This is a genomic window from Marivita sp., assembly GCF_051859345.1.
GTDB lineage: Bacteria > Pseudomonadota > Alphaproteobacteria > Rhodobacterales > Rhodobacteraceae > Marivita.
In genome coordinates this window covers 1-5,556 of sequence record NZ_JBHYFV010000077.1, presented here as the reverse complement: position 1 = coordinate 5,556, position 5,556 = coordinate 1, and the positions used below count along the sequence as shown (strand labels likewise).

At 58.0% G+C, this 5,556-nt stretch carries 6 protein-coding genes and 2 pseudogenes; 4 read left to right on the top strand and 4 right to left on the bottom strand.

The window, feature by feature from the left end; all coding sequences use genetic code 11:
• Nucleotides 1-562: 562 nt before the first annotated feature.
• From ACTIEN_RS21700 to ACTIEN_RS21690, 3 genes and pseudogenes are all read right to left on the bottom strand, one after another.
• Nucleotides 563-1,489 carry a hypothetical protein gene (locus tag ACTIEN_RS21700; RefSeq protein WP_439525229.1) on the bottom strand — a complete coding sequence of 309 codons (927 nt, stop codon included), beginning with the start codon at nucleotides 1,487-1,489 and terminating at the stop codon, nucleotides 563-565.
• 191 nt (nucleotides 1,490-1,680) lie between these two features.
• Nucleotides 1,681-2,616, bottom strand: a complete 936-nt coding sequence (locus tag ACTIEN_RS21695) for an IS110 family transposase (RefSeq protein WP_439525228.1) — start codon at nucleotides 2,614-2,616, stop codon at nucleotides 1,681-1,683.
• Between the two features lie 203 nt (nucleotides 2,617-2,819).
• Nucleotides 2,820-2,963 (bottom strand): annotated as a pseudogene (locus tag ACTIEN_RS21690) (integrase core domain-containing protein); the annotation flags it as partial.
• Nucleotides 2,964-3,069: 106 nt separating this feature from the next.
• On the opposite strand from ACTIEN_RS21690, the gene ACTIEN_RS21685 reads away from it, so the two are divergent.
• Together ACTIEN_RS21685 and ACTIEN_RS21680 are read left to right on the top strand one after the other, a co-directional pair.
• Nucleotides 3,070-3,588 (top strand): helix-turn-helix domain-containing protein, encoded by a 519-nt coding sequence (locus tag ACTIEN_RS21685; RefSeq protein WP_439525227.1) that lies wholly within the window; start codon nucleotides 3,070-3,072, stop codon nucleotides 3,586-3,588.
• Nucleotides 3,525-4,154, top strand: coding sequence for a Mu transposase domain-containing protein (locus ACTIEN_RS21680; protein WP_439525226.1), 630 nt, complete (start codon nucleotides 3,525-3,527; stop codon nucleotides 4,152-4,154). The genes ACTIEN_RS21685 and ACTIEN_RS21680 overlap by 64 nt, the downstream gene beginning before the upstream one ends.
• Here the strand turns inward: ACTIEN_RS21680 and ACTIEN_RS21675 are convergent.
• Nucleotides 4,086-4,847, bottom strand: a pseudogene (locus tag ACTIEN_RS21675) (IS5 family transposase); the annotation flags it as partial. The gene ACTIEN_RS21680 and the pseudogene ACTIEN_RS21675 sit on opposite strands and share 69 nt — an antisense overlap.
• Nucleotides 4,848-4,928: 81 nt before the next feature.
• On the opposite strand from ACTIEN_RS21675, the gene tnpA reads away from it, so the two are divergent.
• Together tnpA and tnpB are read left to right on the top strand one after the other, a co-directional pair.
• Nucleotides 4,929-5,405, top strand: a complete 477-nt coding sequence (gene tnpA, locus ACTIEN_RS21670; protein WP_439525225.1) for an IS66-like element accessory protein TnpA — start codon at nucleotides 4,929-4,931, stop codon at nucleotides 5,403-5,405.
• Nucleotides 5,386-5,556: IS66 family insertion sequence element accessory protein TnpB (gene tnpB, locus ACTIEN_RS21665; RefSeq protein ID WP_439525230.1), on the top strand; the 171-nt coding region annotated here is incomplete at its 3' end. The genes tnpA and tnpB, both read left to right, overlap by 20 nt.

The following is a 5,556-nucleotide window of genomic DNA, read 5'->3' as shown; positions in this document are numbered from 1 at the left end:
GCAGTCGGGTGCATTGATTGCGGCCAGCCCGTCCAGAGTGTCGGTGATCTGCACGCCCGCCAGCGCGGGCTCCGCGAAATCCCTCATCGCTGCCCCCAACGCGGGAATGGATCGGGAAGTTGTGTCCAGTCACCCGAGCGCATCGAGAGCGCGGCTGCGGCTGCTTCCAGCCTCGCCATGCCGCGGGTGCGGGTACCGCGGCGTTCCAGCGCGTCCTTCACAAGATGAATCCCTCACGTGATTTGTGCAACAGAGCCCCACAAACTCAAAACCAGGAGTCATGCAGAGGTCTTGGTGGCAAGGTTCTTGGACCCGGGGCGGCAAAAGAACTGCATGAATGCATGAAAGCGGCTGATCAGGCCGTTCACGGTAACCGAGAAGGCGCGCCGCCGAAGCGACGCGCCTTCTAGAACATATATGGTCAGGGGCTTGCGCGGCAGCAGATCGCCTCTTTCTGGTCCGCGCGTAGCAGGCGCTGATCATGTTCTCTGCGCCATGCAGGCCGAAACCCTGCTTTAGGCCCGCATGACCGGCGTTTGCTTTTTTGAAAGCACTCAATTCGTCATGATGGCAAAGCCGCAGCCTGCGGCAGCACTAGGGTCATGCGCGCAGACGCCTGGATTTTTTCAAGGTCACGGGTGTAGCAGTCACGCAACCATGCCGTTTCATCCCCCGAAAAGAGTTCAATCGTTTCTCCCGACTGTTTGGGGTGATCCGCAAACAACTCTTGAACGATCTTCATTCGGTCCTGCACCTTCAGGGCAGGGTCGAGTTCTTCCGCCAGCTTGATCGCTTTCGGGGAGGGTGACCGCGTTCTGTCCGGGGCAGGGCGTCCATCAAGATCGTCCAGTTCCAAGCCTGTCAGCGCTTTGACAACGAACCCCGGATGCTTGATGTAATCCTCAAATTTCCACACATGAATTCTGGCATCGGGAAAACTATCCCCGAGCCGATTGGCCAGTTCAAACCAGCTGGGCGGCATGTCCTGCAGGGTCCGTCTGCGTGCCTCAAGACGCGCTCGGGCGTCATGGAAAGGTTTGAGCATTTCGCAAAACGCCGATACAAACAGCGTCTCGAAGCTCCGAATGGAGAGGTATATGTCAACACTCTCTCTGTCCGGGAGGGAGTTCAGGATGGTGAATTTCTGGCTGCCATCATAAAAGTGTGGGCGCATGAGATCCTGGGTGAAGCCAAGTTGATCCTCTTGCGAGATAATGGTGACAGGCTGGTCCCTCCGAAGAGCATTGATCTCTCGCGAATAGCGCTTGGAAGCCCTGACAGGGCGCTGGCCTTTCACCACGGCCTTGAGGATGTCCAGTCCTGCAGGCTTTTGTGACGGGTCTGTCCTGAGGAGGGAATTTATTCCGCGCCCATTCAGAAAATCAACACCGTGCTGCAGAAGTTTGTCTTCATTCGCTCTGAGAAGCTCCTGAAGATGTGTCGTTGCGGTCTTGTGAGCACCGACGTGGACGCGCCACTGAGTCTTCATGCCTATCCCCTTATCCATCCACGGACAGTCTGTTCCCGGTAATCCCCCATTTTTTCGGGGTGCATCCGTAGAACTTTCGCAGCCATTTTGTCGCTTCGCGCCCCTTTCAGGCGCAGTTTCATTGCGGGCGTTATGCCGCCAATGCCCATGTTGGGGCGGTCGTTGTTGTAAGTCCATAGTATCCGTCTTGATCAAGCGGCTTTTGGTGTCCATTTTCGATTTGCTTTGATCAGAGCGTTTGCGATTTCGATGAGGTTTCGCATGACTGCAACGATAGCCACTTTGGCGGGTTTTCCTGCTGCGCGCAGACGGTTGTACTTTTCTTTCAGGTCTGGATTCCAGCGCAATGCGACCAGTGCTGGCATATAGAGGGCATCGCGCAAGGGTTTGCGCCCACTACCGATGAACGATTTGCCCTGCCATTGCCCTGACTGACGGGTGATCGGTGCAAGACCTGCCAGGCTGGCCACCTGTTTGCGATCAAGCGTGCCGAGCTCGGGCATCAGGGTCAGCATGGCCGCAGCCGATACCGCTCCTATTCCAGGCATGGAACGCAGAATATCACATGTGCGTGCAGTGTTTTCTTGCGCCGCGATCAATGTTGAAATTTCGATGTCCAGTTCGGCGATCTGTCGTTCTACCAAAGTGAGCCGGGCCTTGGTCTGGCGCTTCAGAACAGACATGACTTGGGTTTGGGCGCGGTTGCGTAATCTGGTTTGGTCCTTGATCAGACCAGCCCGCGCAACATGCAAGTCTCTGAGAACGCCTATGTTCTTGGATTGAGGTGCTTGAGGTTCAAGGTCGAACGCGACCCCCATACGCGCCAACATCCGGGCATCGACTGCATCGGTCTTGGCCCTCGTGCCATAGGCTTCTGCAAACCTGCGCGCCTGCAACGGGTTCACCTTGACGAGCGGCAATACCCCTCCAAGTGCGACCTCGAAGGCCTTGTGATAAGCCCCCGTCGGCTCGAACACGATCCGTGCCACCGAGGCATTGCCCAACCATTTGGTCAATGCACGAAAGCCTGTGGTGGAATTATCGAAGCGTTGCGCCGCACCATCTTCCAGCCGGAACACGTCCAAATGGGATTTGGAAATGTCCACGCCAATGTTATGATCTGTCATCTTCCTTGTGTCCTATGCTTGTCATGCGTGACTTGTCACACGCGTATCCGTTCAGGCCCTTGGGGAAGACGGCGGCTGATCAAACTCTGGAACGGTCCATCACGACCCAGCCATTTACGATCCAACCGCCGCCACTGCCCGCCATAAATGGCGTGGCGGGCAGTGGCTCCTTTATACCGCAGGAGCCGAGTTCAGCATAAGACAAGCCATTGCGTGGCCTGATCCTGTGCCTCCTCGATGCTTTCGATGATGTATTGGTCCAGCCACTCGTGCCGAACCGTCCGGTTGTAGCGCTCGACGTAAGCGTTCTGCTGCGGCTGCCCTGGTTGGATGTGCTGGATGGTGATCTTGTTGTAGCAAGACACGTCATTGAGTTCTTAAGGCGACATCCAGATTTACGAGGTGTCGCTTTGGCCTAATCGATTTCCCGACGACGGTAGTCGGGAGAGGACGATGGGTTATCTCGCGAGAGAAGGACGGACGGCGATGGCGGTCTTATTGGAACGTGGTCATTCACAGAGTTCGATAGCGCGACTTCTTGGGGTGAGCGAAGGCACGGTACGATATCATCGTAAGCGGTGGGCTTCGGGTGTTGGTGACGGGCGTGGCAAGCAGCAATTGAAAGCTGCAGTTTATTCGGAGGCAATTGCGCATTGGCGCAGCCAGCAGGAGGGTAGGATCAACCTCGCAGATCTGCATGCGTGGCTGTGCCGAGAACATGGTTATGATGGAAGTCTGAAGTCGGTACAGCGGTACTGTAAGCGGACATATCCGGCGCCGGCGATCCGGGCACGGCGGCGTGTGGAAACGCCAGCCGGGGCGCAGGCGCAAGTGGACTGGGTAGAGTTTCCCGGTGCGGTGTTGGGCACGGAAACAGTTGATCTCGTTGCGCTGATTGTGACGTTGTCGTGGAGCCGCAAGCGAGCGGTCGTCTGGGCGGCGTCCCTGCGGTGCTGCGGATCGACAATGTGAAGACGGCGATCGCGAAGGGGGCTGGCGCTTGGGGGTTAATCAACGAGACGTACCGGCGCTTTGCAGTGCAGCTTAAATTCCATGTCGACGCCTGCCAGCCGCGCCACCCGCAAGGTAAGGGCAAGGCCGAACGTGGCGCCCGCGATTTGCGCGAGGTCGTGGACCCGAGGGACGAGCCCTTCGAGAGCCTTGAGCATTTACAGGCGGTGACGGATGCCCGATTGGACGACCGGGCCAGCCGACTGCGCTGTCCGCTGACCGGGACCTCCATCGCCGAGGCCTGGACGCAGGAGCGCAAGCTGCTGACACCACTGCCCGAGACACTGCCGGAACCGTTTGACGTCGTCGTGCGTCGGCCTGTGGAGATTGATTGCATGGTGGCCTTCGAAGGACGCCGCTACAGCGTGCCGTTCTGTTTCGTCGGACAGGAGGTTGAGGTGCGTGGGCTGGCCGGGCGTGTGCAGGTTCTCAAAGATGCGGAGATCGTGGCCGAACATGCCACTGATCAATACGCGGGTTCGCGTCACACCATGGCCGCGATAGCCCCGGTCCACGACGGCCAATGATGGGCGGATGTCAGTCAGCACTTCGACCTGATCCAGCGCCTCTTGCAGAGTGTGCCCGTCATATGGGTTGCCGGGCATGGAGCGTGCGCCGACGATGAAGCCTTCCGCGATGGTAGCGGAGACAGAGACCTTGGTGCCGAACTCGTAGCGCACACGCGCCTTGCCCTTCGAGATGCAATCGACCTCGGGTTCATGCAGGCTGTAGATCTTGTTCTTGTCCTTCGACTTCTGGGCCAAGAGCCGCCCAGTCAGCACGAGGGCATCGCAGATTTGCTCGCGCAGCGCTCCAGCTGGAATGCCGCTGAGATGACGGCGCAAGTCGCGCATGACCCGACCTGTGTAGCCTTTCAGTTTTTTCAATGCCTTGCGCATCCGCTTGAATTGTTTCGCATGGGCATAGCGGCCCACTTGCCGTGCCAGGCGTGGGCCAAGACGGCTGTAACTCTGGCGCAAATCGACACCCGCTTCACGGGCCAGTGCCACCAGCTTCTGGCGCGCGCGCTCATAAAGGCGCGCATCGGTCGGATAGGCAATGTTCTTTTCCATCACCGTCGTGTCGACCGACACGCGCTCAAGGCTCTTGTCATCCACAGCGCCAGACGCGCGCCCAGCTTCAATGGTCTTGGTCAGCAGCCATTCGGCACCTTCCTCACCAATGCGATTGCGCCAGCGTGTGAGCGATGATGGATCGATAGTAAGCGCGAATTTCTCTGCACCTTCCGAGCTTGAGTGAGTTGTAGGAAGAGGTGTCCACCAACATGGAGGTGGACACTTATGGAAGAGGATTACGGTAAGCTTCGAGTGACGGCTGTTTTGCGCAATGGCAGATGTCGTTACGACCCGATCTCGAAGGCGCGCTTGGTTGAGGCCTGCCTGGAACCTGGCGCTTCGGTCGCCCGGCTTGCTTTGGATCATGGTGTAAATGCGAACCTTTTGCGCAAATGGGTCAAGCACCGCAAGGATCAGCTTTCGGCTCTGAGCGGAGCGACGACCACATCGCCTTTTATTCCGGTTCGGATTGATAAGGCTGGGCAGGCTATCGATCATGACGCCGGGGGTAGCGCAGATGAATTCCCCATACCGCGCTCTGTAGGGTATAACGCTTGCGGTGATAGCGGGAGAGAGTTTTCGCAGCCCGCGCCCCTGCAAGCCCGTCTGCCCAACGGCGTGACGCTGACTGTGAGCTGTGGTGATGCCGCGGCATTGACGACACTGATCGGAGCGTTGAGTGATGTTCAGACTGGGCGCTGATCTTCCGGTGTATTTACACCGTGACCCGATTGATTTCCGCGCTGGCATGAACAGCCTTGCGGTTCTGGTGCAAGAGGCGATGGCACTAGACCCTTTCCAGCCTGCGGTCTTTGCCTTTTGCAACCGTCGCCGGGACCGGATCAAATTGCTC

Excerpts from the sequence above, each read along its gene's own strand:
- ACTIEN_RS21685 (WP_439525227.1), top strand. The coding sequence starts at position 3,070 with ATGGGTTATCTCGCGAGAGAAGGACGGACGGCGATGGCGGTCTTATTG.
- ACTIEN_RS21695 (WP_439525228.1), bottom strand. The coding sequence starts at position 2,616 with ATGACAGATCATAACATTGGCGTGGACATTTCCAAATCCCATTTGGAC.
- tnpA (WP_439525225.1), top strand. The coding sequence starts at position 4,929 with ATGGAAGAGGATTACGGTAAGCTTCGAGTGACGGCTGTTTTGCGCAAT.
- ACTIEN_RS21700 (WP_439525229.1), bottom strand. The coding sequence starts at position 1,489 with ATGAAGACTCAGTGGCGCGTCCACGTCGGTGCTCACAAGACCGCAACG.